The sequence below is a fragment of the Stappia sp. G46H5W genome (assembly GCF_058448995.1).
This window is the reverse complement of record NZ_JBZFLL010000001.1, coordinates 1041065-1055362: the sequence shown is the minus strand read 5'-3', so window position 1 is coordinate 1055362 and position 14298 is coordinate 1041065. Positions and strand designations below refer to the sequence as shown.

Below are 14298 nucleotides of genomic sequence, written 5' to 3'. Positions count from 1 at the left end.
CGATGGCGGGGCGTGAGCGGCTGGACCAGCTTCTGGTGACGCGCGGGCTTGTCGAAAGCCGAGCCCGCGCCCGCGATGCGATCTTGCGCGGGCATGTACGGGTCGATGGCATGGCCGTCGACAAGCCGGGTCAGAAGGTGGCCGTGGGCGTCCGGCTGGACGTCGATGATCCTGCCGGCGGCTATGTCTCGCGCGCCGCACTGAAGCTGAAGACCGGGCTCGAGCACTTTTCCCTTGATGTCGCCGGCCGGATTGCCCTCGATCTCGGCGCGTCGACCGGCGGCTTCACGCAGGTCCTGCTGGAGGCCGGCGCTTCGAAGGTCCATGCCATCGATGTCGGGCATGGGCAGATGCACCCGACGATCGCGAACGATCCGCGCGTGGTCAGGCGTGATGGGATCAATGCCCGCGCCTTGACGCGCGATGATCTGGATGGCGAGCACCCGGCCACCGTCGTCTCCGACATGAGCTTCATTTCCCTGCGCCTTGCGCTGCCGCCCGCACTGGACCTTGCGGCGCCGGGCGCGTGCGGCCTCTTTCTCGTGAAGCCGCAATTCGAGGCCGGTCGCGAGGCGGTGGGCAAGGGTGGTCTCGTGGACCCGCAGGTCGGCGAGGAGGTCGCCCGCGATCTCGCACGCTGGCTCGCCGGACTGGGCGGCTGGTCCGTGCTCGGTCTCGAACCGTCGCCGATCACCGGCGGCGACGGCAACCGCGAGTGGCTTCTGGCAGCGATCAAGGACAGCTGAGAGCGCTCCTTTCGTGCGCTCGTCCGCATCCCTGCTTGCGCGCGCATCGGCGGCGGAGTAACCGGTGCCCCATGACCCAGGACGCGACACTCGACATCACCGCTCTTGCCCACAAGGGCGAGGGCAGGGCGGACACTCCGGACGGTCCCGTCCATGTTCCATTCACCTTGCCCGGAGAGACCGTGCGGGTCCGCCGGGAGGGCGCGCGCGCCCGGATGCTGGAGGTGGTGTCTCCGTCCCCCGATCGCGTGGAGCCCGTCTGTCCGCATTTCGGCACCTGCGGCGGCTGCGTGTTGCAGCATATGGATCAGGCCGCGATCCTGGAGTGGAAGCGCCAGCAGGTCGTCGCAGCCTTTGCCGCGCGCGGGCTCGAGGACGTCGAACCGCTGATCGAGCCGACGGTGGACGCAGGCGGGCGCGGCCGTCGCCGTGCGGTCTTTGCTGCAACGCGTGCCGGTGCCCGCATTCTCCTTGGCTTCCATGAACGCTCCAGCCATCGCCTCGTGGATGTATCCCGCTGTCCGGTCTTGGTCCCGGAGATCGTAGACCTGTTGCCGGTGCTGAAGACGCTGGCGGCGCGGGTGATGCCGCGCAAGGGAGAGGTGACACTCACCGTCCTCGCAACGCCCGCCGGTGCGGATCTTGCGCTTGCTTCCACCGCGAAGGTCGAGCCGCGCGCGACGGCGGCCCTGATCGAGGAAGCGATGGCCGCCGGGATCGCCCGCCTGTCGCTCAATGGCGAGGTTCTCGTCCAGGCGCGCGCACCGGCCATCGACATGGGCGGTGTTCCCCTGGTCCCGCCGCCCGGCGCGTTCGTTCAGGCGACGGAAGCGGGAGAGGAGGCGCTCGCCGCCCGCGTGCTGTCCGGCGTTGGCAAGGCGCGCAAGGTTGCCGATCTCTTCTGTGGCTCGGGCACGTTTGCCCTGCGGCTTGCCCGCAAGGCGACGGTGCGGGCGGTCGAGGGCGAGGCTGCTGCGCTTGCAGCGCTCGACCGGGCAATGAGAACCGGTGCCGGAGCACTGCGGGAGATCCGTGCCGAGCGCCGCGATCTCTTCCGCAATCCGCTGACAGCCGTGGAACTCGACGACTACGGGCGGGGAATGGAGGCGGTGGTCTTCGATCCGCCGCGGGCGGGCGCGGAGGCGCAGGCGAAGGAACTGGCGCGTTCGAAGGTGCCGGCGGTGGTTGCCGTTTCGTGCAATCCCGGGACGCTTGCCCGCGACCTGCGCATCCTCGTCGATGGCGGCTATCGGATATCGTCCGTCCTCCCGGTGGATCAGTTCCGCTTTTCGCCCCATATTGAGGTTGTCGCGGTCCTGTCGCGCGGCTGAGCGAGCCGCCGCGGCAACCCGGCTCGAAAGACGGGAGAGCGCCATGGCGGAAACGAGCCTTGCCGGACGAGCCTTCACCTGGGGACGGAGGGCGCGCTACGTCGCCCGCCAGGGCTCCCGCGTCGCCTGGTTCGCGGTCCACGGCGAAATCGCCCAGTCGATCTCCCGCCGTATCGCCAGGGCCGCACGCGACGACAGCAAGCCCGAGCCGAAGCAGCCCGGCGGCGAGGAAAGCAGGTCCGCGCCCCGGAAGAGCGTGTCGACGCCGGACCTCCGGCGCCTGTTCTCCCAGATCGGGGCGCTGTTCGCGCGCGATCTCGCCAATGTCGAGGCGGGACACTACCCCATGCCGGAAGGCGAGTTCGGCAGCCCGCGCGCCTTTCTCGATCTCAGCAGGCGGTTCCTCGCCGATGTCCCGAAGGTCGCAAGGCGGCGCGTGAGTGGCGGCCATCAGGAAGTCTATGAGGCAACCCGAGAGGGTGCCCCCGGCTTGCCGCGATACTATCGGCAGAACTTCCATTTCCAGAGCGAAGGATGGCTGTCGCGCGACAGTGCCCGCATCTACGATTTTCAGGTCGAGGTGCTGTTCAAGGGCGCGAGCGCGGCGATGCGCCGGCAGGGTCTTGTCCATCTGTCGCAGTTGGTGCGCGAAAGGGACCAGCGAGAGATTGCCTATGCCGATATCGCCTGCGGGACGGGCGGGCTGCTGGCGCCGGCCCTTGCCGCCTTTCCGCGTCTTCGCGGCGTCGGGGTCGATCTGTCACTGCCGTACCTGGAACACGCGCGCGAGGCACTGCCGAAAACGAGGGCGCGTCGAGCCGGCTTCGTCAATGCCAATGCGGAGAGCCTGCCCTTTGCAGAGGGCAGCCTCGATGCCGTCTCCTGCGTTTATCTGTTCCATGAACTGCCGCCGAAGATCCGCCGCGTTGTGGCGCGCGAATTCGCCAGGGTGCTGAAACCGGGCGGGAGGCTGATCTTCATCGACAGCCTGCAGCGAGGCGATCTGCCGGAGAATGACGGATTGCTGGAGCTGTTTCCCGATCTCTTCCATGAGCCGTATTACCGCAGCTATCTGGAAGAGGATCTCGATGCCCTGTTCGCGGCAGGGGGATTGCGCCGCGCAGAGCGGTCGGCGGCCTTCCTGTCGCGCATCGCGCTCTACATCAAGGACTAGCCCCGTGCGGGCTCAGTCGACGTCGAGCGGTGCGGTGCCGGCAGCGCTGCCGTCCTCGGCCAGCTGAATGCGCTCGACCTTGGCTTCGGCGGCCTTCAGCAGCTTGTCGCAATGGCGTCGCAGCAGATCGCCGCGCGAATAGAGCTTGATGCTCTCTTCCAGCGGGACGTCGCCGCGCTCGAGCCGGCCGACGATCTCCTCGAGCTCCTTGAGAGCCACCTCGAAGGCGAGTGCCTCGATCGCCGGGTCGGTATCGTCTCGGGTCACGCGTCGGCTCCTGCTTGCTGCGTCGATTGGAATGCCAACCTACAGGGCGCTCCTTTGCCCGGCAAGGCGAGGCAAGGACACGCAGTCTCCGCCTGTGGATGGCGGTTCAAGCCTTCATGAGGGTCATGATGTGGGCGGCGGCCGAGCGTGCAAGTCCCTCCAGATCGTAGCCGCCTTCCAGAAGCGACACGACGCGTCCCCCGCAACTCCGGTCGGCGATATCCATCAGCTTGACCGTCGCCCAGGCGAAATCGGCCTCGACCAGGTTCAGCCCGCCGAGCGGGTCGCGCGCATGAGCGTCGAAGCCGGCGGAGATGATTACCAGATCCGGCCGGAAGCTCTCGACCCGCGGCAGGATAGCAAGATCCATCGCCTCGCGGAATTCGTCTCCGCCATCGCCTGCCGCAAGAGGCGCATTGACGATGGTGTTCGCCTCGCCGCGCTCGTTTGCGGCACCCGAGCCGGGGTAGAGCGGCATTTGATGGGTCGAGCAATACATCACGGTCGGATCGGCCCAGAAAATGTCCTGCGTGCCGTTGCCGTGATGCACGTCGAAATCGACGATCGCGACGCGCTCGGCGCCGTGCACCTGCTGGGCGTAGCGGGCTGCGACGGCGGCATTGTTGAACAGGCAGAAGCCCATGGCGCGGGCCGTTTCGGCGTGGTGTCCGGGCGGGCGCGAGGCGCTGAACGCGTTGCCCACCTTGCCGCTCATCACTTCGTCCACCGCCTGACAGGCACCACCCACGCCGCGCATCGCTGCTTCCCAGGTGCCGGGCGACATGGTCGTGTCGGCATCGACGCGAACCAGCCCGTCCTGTGGGGCCATCGTGTGAAGCATGTCGATATAGGAGGAGGGGTGCACCCGCGCGATGTCCTGAACCCGGCCCATCGGCGCGACTTCCCGCTGCAGCGTCTGGAAGCGCTCATGCTCCAGAATGCGGTCGATGGCTCGGAGTCTGTCGGGACGCTCGGGATGTCCTACCGGGGTCAGATGGTCGAGATACGCGGAGTGATGCAGGTAAAGGGTTGCCAAGTGCGTTTCCTTGCTTGGGCCGTTTCGGGCGCTTGGTGGCTCATCTGACCGGGCGCGGCGGGGCGTGTCAATGAGCCAAAGGCAAGGGTGCGGTGGTGACGTTGGCAGGTTTCACAGGGCGGCGGGCAAAAGAAAGCCGGGGCGGCTCGAGAGTGCCGGCCCCGGTGAGAGGTGCGGGCGAGCTAGGCCCGTAGGGGAGGTCCGCTGCATCGCCTGTGAAGGCAATGATAATACTAATCGATTCGTAGCCGTTTCAGAAGGTGGAATATGCGGAAAAGAGAAAAGCTACTTGAGAAAAGGTTCAAATCCGCAAGATGCCGATAAATTTTCAATGTAAGAAATAACAGGTATTCAAGTTGAGAGGTGTGTCATCTTGCTGTGACGCTGCGTTACCGGAAGGTGCCGCCCCGGCGAAAAGCGGACGCCTGTTCGGGCGCTGGCGTGAGGGCTTGGCGGCTCAATCGCGAGGTGCCGCCGCCCGGCGCAGCCGGTCGTTGATGGCCTCGCCGAGCCCGCTTTCGGGAACCGGCATTGCAGCGATCCGCGTCGTCCCGCTGGCATCGAGCTCGCGCATGGCGGTGAAAAGATGCGCGGCCGCCTCCTGCAGGTCGCCGCTCTCGCTCAACTGGGCGATGGCGGATGCGCGTTCGGCGCCGGAAGGAAGCGGCGTGCCGAAGGCAAGCAGTGCCTCACCTGGCTCGACATGGGTAGCATTGAGCCGCAGGCCGGCACGCGGGGCGTAATGCGACGTCAGCATGCCCGGCGCCTCCGGCGCTGCGCCGGGTGAATTCGCGGGGGCCGCAAGCGGTTCGCCGAGAACTGCCTCGATCTCCTCACGGGCGATGCCGCCGGGCCGCAGAAGTGTTGCCCGGTTGCCGGCAAGGCCGACGATGGTGGACTCAACGCCCACCGGGGTCGGGCCGGCATCGATCAGCAGGGCAAGACTGTCGGCGAGATCGCCGGCGACCGCATCCGCTGTCGTTCCGCTGATGCGGCCGGATCGGTTGGCGCTGGGTGCGGCTATCGGGCGATCGCTGGCCTGCGAAAGCTCGCGCATGATCCCCGCGGCCGGTACACGCAAGGCGATGGTGTCGAGGCCGGCGGTCGCAAGGTCGCAGACGGGGCTGCCGGGGCGCTTCGGCACGACGAGGGTGAGCGGTCCGGGCCAGAACGCGGCCGCCAGCTTCTGCGCGCGTTCGTCGAGAACACCGTGCTGGCCGGCAGCCTCGCTGGAGGCGACATGGGCGATCAGCGGATTGAAGCTGGGACGCCCCTTGGCGGCGTAGATCGCGGCGCAGGCGCGCGCGTTGGTTGCATCGGCCGCAAGCCCGTAGACGGTCTCGGTGGGGACTGCCACCAGCCGCCCTGCCAGAAGGTCGGCAACGGCCGCATCGAACTCCGGCGTGGTGCGCCAGCCGGTTCCCTGCGGGTCGATCTGCCAGCGCCGCATGTCCGTTTTCCTGCTTCCCGTAGCGGCGTTCGGAGAGCCGGTCGGTTTTCGCCACGTCACGTGTTGACGTTTACGTTAGCCGCAGCCATCCTCGCGCCCGAAATGATGCCGGGCGGTTCTGCGGCCTTAGCCGTCTTTCGTCAAGCACCGGCCTGTCAAGGGAGTGAGACATGTACCGTGCCCCCGTATCGGAGATCGCCTTCACGTTGAAGCAGGTGGCGGGACTGGGAGACGTTCTGGCCCATGATCGGCATGGCGAGGTGACCGACGATCTGGTGGATGCGATCCTGGAGGAGGCCGGCCGTTTTGCCGCCGAGGAAATCGCTCCCTTGAATGTCGTCGGCGACCGGCAGGGCGCACGGCTGGAGAACGGCGTCGTGACCATGCCCGAGGGCTGGCGCGATGCCTACAGGGCGTGGATCGAGGGTGGCTGGAACGCGCTGACCGGCGCGCCGGACTTCGGCGGACAGGACCTGCCCACCATGCTGCATGCCGCGGCGCTGGAGATGTGGAACTCCGCTTCCATGGCTTTCGCCCTCGGCCCGACCCTGACCATGGGTGCGGTCGAGGCGCTTGAAAAGCACGCCAGTGCGGACCTTCAGAAAACCTATCTCGCCAAGCTGGTCTCCGGCGAATGGATGGGGACCATGAACCTGACGGAACCGCAGGCGGGCTCCGATCTGAACGCCCTGCGGGCCCGTGCCGAGCGGGCGGGGGATGGCACCTATCGCATCTTCGGCCAGAAGATCTTCATCACCTATGGCGAGCACGACTTCACCGACAACATCGTCCATCTCGTGCTGGCGCGGCTGCCAGACGCGCCGGCAGGCACGCGCGGCATCTCGCTGTTCCTCGTGCCGAAGTTCCTGGTCAATGCCGACGGGTCGCTCGGCGAGCGCAACGATGTGCGCTGCGCCGGCGTCGAGCACAAGCTCGGCATCCATGCCTCGCCCACCTGCACCATGGTCTATGGCGACAATGACGGGGCCATCGGCTGGCTGATCGGGGAGGAAAACCGGGGACTGGCCTGCATGTTCACGATGATGAACAACGCGCGGCTCGCTGTCGGCATCCAGGGGCTCGGCGTTGCCGAGCGTGCCACTCAACAGGCGCTGGCCTATGCGCTGGATCGGCGGCAGGGGCGAGCGGCCGGCCAGACCGGCGAGGGAATGAGCCCGATTGCCGCTCATCCCGATATCCGCCGTACCCTGCTCGACATGCAGGCCTGGACGCAGGTCGCCCGCGCGATCTGCTATGCCAACGCCCATGCCATCGACATGGCACGGCTGGCCGGCGACGAGGCTGCGCGCACTCACTGGAGCGAGCGGGCGGCCACGCTGACCCCGCTTGCCAAGTCCTTCGCCACCGATATCGGCGTCGAGGTCGCTTCCCTCGGCGTGCAGGTGCATGGCGGCATGGGTTTCATCGAGGAAACCGGGGCCGCCCAGCACTATCGCGACGCGCGTATCGCGCCGATCTACGAGGGCACCAACGGCATCCAGGCCATAGACCTGGTAACCCGCAAGCTGCCGCTGTCCGGCGGCGAGCAGTTTCGCGGCCTGGTCCGTGAGCTGTCGGCCGTGGCCGAGGCCGCAAGCGAAGCCGGCGCGGAGTTTGCCGACGCCGGCAAGCGTCTTGCCGGAGCCCTGACCAGCCTGTCGGAGGCGACGGAGTGGATGCTGGCCGCGCTGGCCGAAGGCCGCCAGCAGGAGGCGCTGGCCGGCGCCACCCCGTTCCTGCGGCTTTTCGGCATCGCCTATGGCGGTGCGATGCTCCTCAAGGGAGCGCTCGCCGGGCGCGGCGATACCTCTCCCGACGGTGCCCGGCGGCTGTTGCTGGCCCGCTATTTCGCAACCGCCCGTCTGGCCGAGACCGCATCGCTCAAGGAGCAGGTCGTCTCGGCCGCTTCAGCCGTGCTGGACTACGATCCGCTGGCCTGAATGCGGAGTGGGGAGAGCGCGATGATCGAGATCGAGACAAGCGGGGCCGTCCAGCGCATCCGGTTGAACCGGCCGGACAAGAAGAACGCGCTGACCGGCGAAATGTATGCAGCGCTTGCCGAGGCGCTGGAGCAGCCCGCAGACGGCGTACGCGTGCACCTCTTATGCGGCGTGCCGGGAGCCTTTACCGCGGGCAACGACATCGGCGACTTTCTCGCCATGGCAGAAGGAGGGATGCAGGACACGCCGGTGGTGCGCTTCCTGCATGCCCTTGCACGCTGCGAGATGCCTATCGTGGCGGCGGTCGACGGCCTTGCCATCGGCATTGGCACGACGCTGCTCTTTCACTGCGACATGGTCTTTGCCAGTCCGCGCTCGTTGTTCCGAACGCCGTTCCTCGATCTTGGCCTCGTGCCGGAGGCGGGTGCCAGCTTGCTGGCGCCGCGCACCATGGGGCATGCGCGCGCTTTCGAGCTGTTGTGTCTCGGCGAGCCGTTCGATGCCGCGCGGGCGCAGGCCGCGGGCTTCGTCAATCACATCGTGACGGAAGACGAACTGGAGGCGCGCGCCCTTGCCGCCGCCAGCGCGATTGCGGCAAAGCCGGTGGAGGCCATGCGCCTGTCGCGCGGCTTGCTATGGGGCGACCGCACCGAACTGCGCAGTCGGATGGACGAGGAGATTCGCCTTTTTTCGGAACGGCTCGCCTCCGATGAGGCGAAAGCCGCCTTCACGGCGTTCATGGACCGGTCGCGAAAGAGCCGCTGACAGGGAAGGGTGACGGGCTACCAGCCCATTGCCTTCCAGAGCAGGGCGCCGAGAAAGGCGCCGGCGCAGAGCGCGAAGGCGAGCCACCGCAGCACCGGGTTCTCGCGCTTGCGCGCGTTGCGCCGTGCAGGCCGTGGCTCGTCGTTCATTGTCGCCTCAGTCGAACTCGGGCCCGCGGGCTCGGTAAGGGCGCAGTTCCTTCCAGGCCCGCATCAGGGTTGCGAGCTCTTCATCACCCTCCTCGGGCAGCACGATCCGCAGCGTCACCAGCAGATCACCGCGCCCGCCGGTCCGGTTGGGCAAGCCCTTGCCCTTCAGTCGCATCGTCTTGCCGGCCTGAGCGTTCGGCGCGACAGTCAGGTTCACTGCCCCGTCGAGCGTCGGCACGCGGACCTTGGCTCCCAGAACGGCCTCATAAAGGGTGATCGGCAGGTCGAGTCGCAGGTCGTCGCCGGCCGGCGCGAACAGCGGATGACGGGCAAGGCGCACCTCGACGATGGCATCGCCCGCAGGTCCGCCGTTTTCGCCCGGCTCGCCCTGTCCGCGCAGGCGGATCTTCTCGCCGTCTGTCGTGCCGTCCGGCAGCTTCACATCCAGGGTCTTGCCGGAAGGCAGGGTAACCCGCGCCTTTCGGTCGTGGACGAGCTGTTCGAGCGTCACCTTCGCGGTGACATTGGCATCGCCGCCGCGCCGTGTCGGGCGTGCTCGCGGGCCCGCACCAGGGCCTGCGCCTGCACCCGCACCTGCTCCGCCGCCGGCAAAGCCGGCTCCGCCTCTGGCGCGGCCACCGAGGCCGCCGAGGATATCGTTCAGGATGTCGTCGAAGCCACCGCCCTGGCCGAACCCTCCGAAGCCGGAGGACTGTCCACGCGACTGACGGAAAATGTCGGAGTCGTCGAACCCGCCGCCGAAGCCGTGCGCCTGAAAGCGCGGCTTGCCTTCGGCGTCGATCTCGCCCCGGTCGAACTGGCCGCGCTTTTCCTTGTCGCCAAGGATTTCATAGGCCTGGTTGGCCTCGGCAAAGCGCTCCTTCGCCTTCGGATCGTCGGCGTTCTGGTCCGGGTGATACTTTTTCGCGAGCTTCCGGAAGGCTCGCTTGATGTCGGCCTCGCTCGCCGATTTCGCGACGCCGAGAACGGAATAGGGATCACGCATGGTTCAGACCGCAATGGTGTGTGTTGCAACGGGTATACACCCGCGCTGTGCTCAGGAACCATATGGTTGTTGATAGGAATAAAATCCAGTGGCAGGGAGCCTTCTACCCTGTCGGAATTTGCAAGGCAGGCGGCGCCCGTCAGCAGGACCGGCGGGCGAGTGTCAGCTCGCGGTCTCCGCCTCGGCGGCCTTCACCGACAGGTCGATGATCGCCCATTCCTGCATGAGATCGCGGCAGGCGGTGCCGAGATAGGCGCGCACGCCGCCAATCGTGTTGGCGGTCGTCTCGAAGCGGGTGCAGCCGGTGCCGCCGGACTGGGTGTCGTCCTTCACGGCGACGATGGTGCCGGAGTTCCCGGTGATCGGGTTGTTCCAGGAGAACGGCGGTTCGGCCATGCCGGATTCGTGTGCAGTCGCAATGGCGCGGGCGATGATGGCCCGGTCCTGCGAGCTGATGTCCACATCCGCGGCGTTCTGCTGGGAATCGATGGAGCCGGTCAGGTCGAGCGGCGATTCCAAGTCGGAGCTGCCGATGGGCATGGACACGCTGCCGCAACCTGCGGCTACAAGCGGGAGAAGGAGCGCGAGTGCGACCGCGGTCGCCCGGCGGCAGCCAAGCTTGGTGCTGTCGCGGTCGGTGGAGATTGTCGTGATCCGGTTGTTTGTCATGGCGATACCGTCCCGACGCTGGTTGCTCGGCCTCGCAAGCAAGGCTGTTGCCCCTTTGCAACAGGATCGGGGAAAGCGATTAACAAACAGTAACCCGGCTCATACAGCGATCCCGTTTCCACTGCCGGGGCAGCGGGTTGTGGATCGCCTGTGATGAGCGGGGATGGCAAGAGATCAGTCCTGCTTGGCCAGCACCGCGCAGAATTCGCTTACCAGATAAGGGGTTGGGTATACCCGGTAGGGCGTGAGGCCGATCAGGCCGAGCCCGTTCAACGTGGTGATGATCTGGGTGAAGGTGTCGGGCGTGAAGCGCCAGGCATGCACATCGATGTAGCTGCCCTTGCTCTGCTCCCACTCTCGGATCGCGTTGCGGGTTCGCCCGACCGTATGGTCGAGCGTACCGTGGTCGCCCTTCCAGTGGCGTGCTGCATCGTTATGCGTGGTCAGCGCCCGCATCTCGACGACGCTGCGCACGGTGTGGACCTTCGGATTCTGGTAATGCGCCTCGATCACCTGGCCGAGGGTGGAGGGCGGAATGAAGTGGTCGAAGCAGAAGCGGCAATCCGGGACGATCATCGCGTAGACGCCGCCCTTGTCGAGTATGCGGTCCACCTGGGTCAGATGCGCGACGAGATTGGGCTGGTGCTCGATGACGTGCGAGGAGACGACCATGTCGAACGGTTCGTCGACGACGGCAAGGTCGCCCGAAGGCGACACGAAGTCGATCTGCGGAATGCCTTCCGGCTTTTCGCCGATGGCCTTCGCCCGCTCCACCAGTTGGGCCCGCGGCAGCACGTCGAAATGCTTGGTATGGGCCCCTTGCATCAGCGGACGGTGAAAGGCGCCCAGTTCCAGCGCCCTTTCGCCTCCCTGCAGCGCGTCCACGAAGTAGCCGCGCGCTGCGAGCGGCGAGGCGACCCGTCCCTCGGCCCGGCCGGTGTCGCGGTAGTGGCGCTCCAGCGCCTCGTCATCGAACTCTGCAAGGTCGGGATAGAGCGCGCGATAGTAGTCGGGATCGAATTCGGGAAGGAACCTGTCGCGCAGCGAAAGGGGCGCCACGCGCTTCAGCACAGCCTCGCGCGACCACGAGCCTGTGGTCTGCGGACGCCGCGATGCGGGTGCCCGGCGCCAGCCAAGACGCAGCGCGCCGGCGATCTTGTCGACCAGGGTCTTCATTGATTCGTATCGGCTTTCAGCTTGGTCATCGGCAGGCAAACTAGGGCAGGGGCGTCGGTGCTCAAAGCAGCTTCTTCCAGCGGAAGTAGAGGAAGGTGACAGCCACGGAGGCGATCATGATGCCGAGCGAGAACGGATAGCCGTAGGGCCAGGTGAACTCGGGCATGTCCTGGAAATTCATGCCGTAGATGGAGGCGATGAGCGTCGGCGGCAGGAAGATAACGGCAAGCACCGAGAAGATCTTGATGATCTGGTTCTGCTCCAGATTGACAAGGCCGACCGTCGCGTCGAGCAGGAAGTTCAGCCGTGCATCGAGGCCGCCCGCATGTTCGCGGATCGAGCGGATATCCCGGCCGAGCGCCTTTGCGGCGCTCTTCTGCTGGCTGTTGAGGTTCAGCGTCTTGGCATGAAGGGCGAGGAACAGGAACAGCCGCTCCAGACTTGCGCAGGCGTCGTGCATGCGGGCGACCTTGAGGCCGATATGGCCGATCTTCTGGATCGTCGCCTTGTATTGTGTGCTCTTGCGGGTATCGAGGCCTGTCCCGAACACCTGGCTGGAGACCGCGTCGAACTCGGTCGAGCACTCTTCCACCACATCGGCAGCCCGGTCCGCGATCGCATCCAGCAAGGTGAAGAGGATGTCGCAGGCAGACCGGATCGGTATTCCTTCATGCTGGATCCGGCGGACCGCAATCGCCACCGAGGCCGGCTCGCCATGGCGCAGGGAGACGAGGCGATCTTTCGTCGCCACCAGGGTCATGGCCGCGGATTTCGGATCGGGATTGCGGGCAATCAGCGGCATGACCGCCGTCATGATCAGAGCGGACTGAAGTTCGTAGAGGCGTTCGGAGGTTTCGATCGCCGCCATTTCCTCGCGCGTCGGGATCTCTGTGCCGATCCAGGCTTCCGCCAGCGCTCGTTCTTCTCGCGTGGGAGAGAACAGGTCCACCCAGAGCGCCAGATCGGGAATTCGCATTTCGCTTGAGCAGCGGATTTCGACAATGCTGCCCGCGTCGAGCGTATAGGCGGTGATCATGCGAAAAGGCTCCCGGAGTGTTTCGTTTCCGATCCCGGCAACCTATAGCGCTTTCTTGTCGGATTTGCCGCACTTCGGGTGAGGGGGCGCCCGATGGGCGCCGCTGCCTGGTCCCTCCCGGCGGCTGCCGGGATCACTTGGCCTTGGGGGCCGTCGCCTTGACCATGCCGGTCTTGCAGATAGTCGCAGCCGTAACGGCACCGATGCCGACCGGCTTGTAGAGCGAAGCGAGGCTCGGGCGCGGAGCGGGAGCGGCGGCTTGGGGAGACTTGGAAGTCATGACATGGTCCGGGTTTTGGTTGCGCCGAGGAACATCCCTTCGGCGATGCGCACAAATCCTCTGTGATTTGGACAAAACTAAGGATGCGCCAAGAAAAGACTGTGATGCCAGTCACACTTCCTAACGTCCTGTAACCTTTCGCGATTTTTGGCTGCCGGGAAAAAGCCCCAAAGATGATCGGAAGGCTTTTTCTTTTCCGCAAAGAAGAAGTGAAATCAACAGGCTGACGATATCCAAAAGGCGTCACTGCGCCGGCGCTGCCTCCCGGCGGTCTTCCTCATAAATTTCCGACAAATCATCGGGCAGCTGTTCCAGCGTGGCCGGCTGCTCGCCTGTCTGCTCGCTGACACTGTCCGTCTCCTGCGCTCCCGGCTTGTTGCCGGGCAGCGGCGGAGGCGCGTTTTCGCGCTGCGGGGCATCGGGATCGAGCAGGGGCAGATCTGCCGGCAGCTCCTCGTCCTCGTTCACCGGCTCCAGCGTTCCATAGGCTGCAACGAGAACCGCGTCGAGATCCTCGAAGAAGCTGCGGATGCGGTTGGCATTGGCTCCAAGGTCATGCGCGCCGAATCGCGATGCGGAGCGGATGTCGAGCCGGGCGCCGACCGGGTCCGGCAGGATGCGCAGGGCAATGTCGTCGCGAAAGGCGAAGACGAGCGAGGTCGCGACCGCCTGAAAGCGTGTGGGCTCGTCCGGCATTCCCGGGGGCAGTTCCGCGGTGACGGTCCAGCGGTTGCGTATGGCGACCTGAAGCGCTGCCTGGTGCAGATCCGAGGGCGGAATGCGGAAGCGTCGCGATACCAGGTCGGGATAGGCCTCGGCTTGTGATTCGCCGGTGGTGAAGGGTCGACCGCTCGCCAGTTGCGGCGGATTCTGCGTGTCCGTGCTGACGTCGGAAAGGCGGGGGTAGATCGCAAAGGCGTAGAGCGCGACGAAGGCTGGGGAGAGCGCGATCAACCCGTAGAGGAAACCGCGCACCGCCTTGGCCCAGCCGTGACCGCCGCGCCGCCACAGGACCAGCCCTGCGGCCAGCGCCGAGCCGCAGGCCAGCGCGCCCAGCAACAGGCCGAGCGTCAACAGGACCAGGAACTGCGGGGTCGTGACGATATCGGCCCGGTGGACCAGCGCCGAGATCACCAGAACGGGCAGGGCAAGCCGCCCGAACTGGAGACTGGCTGCCGCGAGGCGCGACCGGAAAGGGGGCAGGATCTTGCGCATGCGGCGGGCGGCAACTTTCCTGTGACATCGACCGCGTTTCGACCCAACCGCTTACCAC

At 66.3% G+C, this 14298-nt stretch carries 15 protein-coding genes; 5 read left to right on the top strand and 10 right to left on the bottom strand.

Annotation, left to right across the window (positions count from 1 at the left end; genetic code table 11):
• The first annotated feature begins 2 nt into the window (after positions 1–2).
• The 3 genes from ACVJ6E_RS04345 (at position 3) to ACVJ6E_RS04335 (ending at position 3251) form a co-directional block, all read left to right on the top strand.
• A complete protein-coding gene (locus ACVJ6E_RS04345; RefSeq protein ID WP_120268752.1) occupies positions 3–746 on the top strand; it encodes a TlyA family RNA methyltransferase in 744 nt (247 codons plus the stop codon).
• A gap of 71 nt (positions 747–817) precedes the next feature.
• The gene (locus ACVJ6E_RS04340; RefSeq protein WP_120268753.1) at positions 818–2077 is read left to right on the top strand and encodes a class I SAM-dependent RNA methyltransferase; all 1260 of its coding nucleotides are present in this window, start codon (positions 818–820) and stop codon (positions 2075–2077) included.
• 43 nt (positions 2078–2120) lie between these two features.
• The gene (locus ACVJ6E_RS04335; protein WP_120268754.1) at positions 2121–3251 is read left to right on the top strand and encodes a class I SAM-dependent methyltransferase; all 1131 of its coding nucleotides are present in this window, start codon (positions 2121–2123) and stop codon (positions 3249–3251) included.
• 12 nt (positions 3252–3263) lie between these two features.
• Here the strand turns inward: ACVJ6E_RS04335 and ACVJ6E_RS04330 are convergent, their stop codons facing one another.
• The 3 genes from ACVJ6E_RS04330 to ACVJ6E_RS04320 form a co-directional block, all read right to left on the bottom strand.
• The gene (locus ACVJ6E_RS04330) at positions 3264–3518 is read right to left on the bottom strand and encodes an exodeoxyribonuclease VII small subunit (protein ID WP_067220865.1); all 255 of its coding nucleotides are present in this window, start codon (positions 3516–3518) and stop codon (positions 3264–3266) included.
• Positions 3519–3624: 106 nt separating this feature from the next.
• Positions 3625–4554: a histone deacetylase family protein gene (locus tag ACVJ6E_RS04325; RefSeq protein WP_120268755.1), complete on the bottom strand. Its 930-nt coding sequence runs from the start codon at positions 4552–4554 to the stop codon at positions 3625–3627.
• A gap of 457 nt (positions 4555–5011) precedes the next feature.
• Entirely contained in the window at positions 5012–6004 is a 993-nt protein-coding gene (locus tag ACVJ6E_RS04320) for an L-threonylcarbamoyladenylate synthase (RefSeq protein WP_120268756.1), read from the bottom strand.
• 170 nt (positions 6005–6174) lie between these two features.
• Here ACVJ6E_RS04320 and ACVJ6E_RS04315 point away from each other — a divergent pair, with 170 nt between their 5' ends.
• Both ACVJ6E_RS04315 and ACVJ6E_RS04310 read left to right on the top strand, forming a co-directional pair.
• Entirely contained in the window at positions 6175–7944 is a 1770-nt protein-coding gene (locus tag ACVJ6E_RS04315; protein ID WP_120268757.1) for an acyl-CoA dehydrogenase, read from the top strand.
• Between the two features lie 21 nt (positions 7945–7965).
• Positions 7966–8709 carry a crotonase/enoyl-CoA hydratase family protein gene (locus ACVJ6E_RS04310; RefSeq protein ID WP_120268758.1) on the top strand — a complete coding sequence of 248 codons (744 nt, stop codon included), beginning with the start codon at positions 7966–7968 and terminating at the stop codon, positions 8707–8709.
• A 17-nt stretch (positions 8710–8726) separates the two neighbouring features.
• Here ACVJ6E_RS04310 and ACVJ6E_RS04305 read toward each other — a convergent pair whose 3' ends face one another.
• From ACVJ6E_RS04305 to ACVJ6E_RS04275, 7 genes are all read right to left on the bottom strand, one after another.
• Positions 8727–8858: a hypothetical protein gene (locus tag ACVJ6E_RS04305; protein ID WP_256431520.1), complete on the bottom strand. Its 132-nt coding sequence runs from the start codon at positions 8856–8858 to the stop codon at positions 8727–8729.
• Positions 8859–8865: 7 nt separating this feature from the next.
• Positions 8866–9864, bottom strand: a complete 999-nt coding sequence (locus ACVJ6E_RS04300; RefSeq protein WP_120268759.1) for a DnaJ C-terminal domain-containing protein — start codon at positions 9862–9864, stop codon at positions 8866–8868.
• Positions 9865–10026: 162 nt separating this feature from the next.
• The gene (locus tag ACVJ6E_RS04295; RefSeq protein ID WP_199681156.1) at positions 10027–10533 is read right to left on the bottom strand and encodes an RT0821/Lpp0805 family surface protein; all 507 of its coding nucleotides are present in this window, start codon (positions 10531–10533) and stop codon (positions 10027–10029) included.
• A gap of 174 nt (positions 10534–10707) precedes the next feature.
• A complete protein-coding gene (locus ACVJ6E_RS04290; protein WP_120268760.1) occupies positions 10708–11709 on the bottom strand; it encodes a class I SAM-dependent methyltransferase in 1002 nt (333 codons plus the stop codon).
• A 61-nt stretch (positions 11710–11770) separates the two neighbouring features.
• Positions 11771–12745 carry a magnesium transporter CorA family protein gene (locus tag ACVJ6E_RS04285; RefSeq protein ID WP_120268761.1) on the bottom strand — a complete coding sequence of 325 codons (975 nt, stop codon included), beginning with the start codon at positions 12743–12745 and terminating at the stop codon, positions 11771–11773.
• A 133-nt stretch (positions 12746–12878) separates the two neighbouring features.
• The gene (locus tag ACVJ6E_RS04280; RefSeq protein ID WP_158592675.1) at positions 12879–13025 is read right to left on the bottom strand and encodes a hypothetical protein; all 147 of its coding nucleotides are present in this window, start codon (positions 13023–13025) and stop codon (positions 12879–12881) included.
• A 243-nt stretch (positions 13026–13268) separates the two neighbouring features.
• The gene (locus ACVJ6E_RS04275; protein WP_120268762.1) at positions 13269–14240 is read right to left on the bottom strand and encodes a DUF1499 domain-containing protein; all 972 of its coding nucleotides are present in this window, start codon (positions 14238–14240) and stop codon (positions 13269–13271) included.
• Between the last annotated feature and the right edge of the window lie 58 nt (positions 14241–14298).

Coding starts and splice junctions, on each gene's coding strand:
- ACVJ6E_RS04315 (WP_120268757.1), top strand. CDS start 6,175: ATGTACCGTGCCCCCGTATCGGAGATCGCCTTCACGTTGAAGCAGGTG.
- ACVJ6E_RS04285 (WP_120268761.1), bottom strand. CDS start 12,745: ATGATCACCGCCTATACGCTCGACGCGGGCAGCATTGTCGAAATCCGC.
- ACVJ6E_RS04320 (WP_120268756.1), bottom strand. CDS start 6,004: ATGCGGCGCTGGCAGATCGACCCGCAGGGAACCGGCTGGCGCACCACG.
- ACVJ6E_RS04305 (WP_256431520.1), bottom strand. CDS start 8,858: ATGAACGACGAGCCACGGCCTGCACGGCGCAACGCGCGCAAGCGCGAG.
- ACVJ6E_RS04275 (WP_120268762.1), bottom strand. CDS start 14,240: ATGCGCAAGATCCTGCCCCCTTTCCGGTCGCGCCTCGCGGCAGCCAGT.
- ACVJ6E_RS04280 (WP_158592675.1), bottom strand. CDS start 13,025: ATGACTTCCAAGTCTCCCCAAGCCGCCGCTCCCGCTCCGCGCCCGAGC.
- ACVJ6E_RS04290 (WP_120268760.1), bottom strand. CDS start 11,709: ATGAAGACCCTGGTCGACAAGATCGCCGGCGCGCTGCGTCTTGGCTGG.
- ACVJ6E_RS04340 (WP_120268753.1), top strand. CDS start 818: ATGACCCAGGACGCGACACTCGACATCACCGCTCTTGCCCACAAGGGC.
- ACVJ6E_RS04295 (WP_199681156.1), bottom strand. CDS start 10,533: ATGACAAACAACCGGATCACGACAATCTCCACCGACCGCGACAGCACC.
- ACVJ6E_RS04300 (WP_120268759.1), bottom strand. CDS start 9,864: ATGCGTGATCCCTATTCCGTTCTCGGCGTCGCGAAATCGGCGAGCGAG.
- ACVJ6E_RS04310 (WP_120268758.1), top strand. CDS start 7,966: ATGATCGAGATCGAGACAAGCGGGGCCGTCCAGCGCATCCGGTTGAAC.
- ACVJ6E_RS04345 (WP_120268752.1), top strand. CDS start 3: ATGGCGGGGCGTGAGCGGCTGGACCAGCTTCTGGTGACGCGCGGGCTT.
- ACVJ6E_RS04335 (WP_120268754.1), top strand. CDS start 2,121: ATGGCGGAAACGAGCCTTGCCGGACGAGCCTTCACCTGGGGACGGAGG.